This window comes from Pseudoalteromonas sp. SG45-2 (genome assembly GCF_014164115.1).
Classification (GTDB): Bacteria; Pseudomonadota; Gammaproteobacteria; order Enterobacterales; family Alteromonadaceae; genus Pseudoalteromonas; species Pseudoalteromonas distincta.
Genome location: NZ_JACJEO010000060.1, coordinates 1 through 804, shown reverse-complemented (window position 1 = coordinate 804; position 804 = coordinate 1). Strand labels below are relative to the sequence as shown.

General features: G+C 43.4%; 1 protein-coding gene and 1 pseudogene. Both read right to left on the bottom strand.

The genetic code is table 11. The features are described from left to right. Positions 1–89: 89 nt before the first annotated feature. Positions 90–662, bottom strand: a complete 573-nt coding sequence (locus tag H5116_RS20075) for a transposase zinc-binding domain-containing protein (protein WP_259398895.1) — start codon at positions 660–662, stop codon at positions 90–92. After that, a pseudogene (locus tag H5116_RS20445) lies at positions 659–804 on the bottom strand (site-specific integrase); the annotation flags it as partial. The gene H5116_RS20075 and the pseudogene H5116_RS20445, both read right to left, overlap by 4 nt.

Genomic DNA, 804 nt, shown 5'->3' with positions numbered 1-804 from the left:
AATGAGTATGTTCGTTAATCATAATGTGCCCTCAAACAAGATTTGAAGATCTGATCATGACATTGAGATTTAGTTCAAAAAAATCCCCGCTAATTTCTTAGCAGGGATTTGTGTATAAGAGACAGGTATAAATAGCCTTTTTCTATTTCATGCCAGTGCGCTTTATCAAGCGCGCCTGCGGGTATCAAGCAATGCAGGTGAATATGCTGACTTAAGTTCTGCCCCCACGTATGCAGTACGCTTGTCATGCCTAGCTGGCCATGCCTCTTTCGTTTCGCAAATTTACACAGCGTTTGCCATGCGGCTTTAAATAAACATTGATACAGCGCGTTTGGGTTGTAGTGCGCAATGATATTTAACTCATGCGGGAGCGTAAAAACAAGGTGGAAATAGCGACACGATAATAAATCCTCTTGTTGTCTTTGCACCCATTTAGCCGTTGCCATACCTTGGCAACGTGGGCAATGCCGATCTCGACAGCTACATCCAATTTGTTGTACTTCACTACAGTTATCACATTGCCATGCTTGATAACCGAGCTGTCCCGTTCTGCATGATTGAAGGTGTTGGCAGACTCGTAACTGCTGATAACTCATTATGTGGTGCTGCCGATAATTCCCAAGGCCAGAATTTAAAATATCAGCGAGATGCAAGCCGCTCATTGGTTTCCCCAACTTGTGAGTAAATCAATACCACCATGCCCTAATTCAGGTAACCAGTGTAAGTAACTTTGCGTGGTTCTAATGTCACTGTGACCAAGCTGATGTTGAAGTTGATGAAGCGGCATCCCTAACTCAAGTTGAT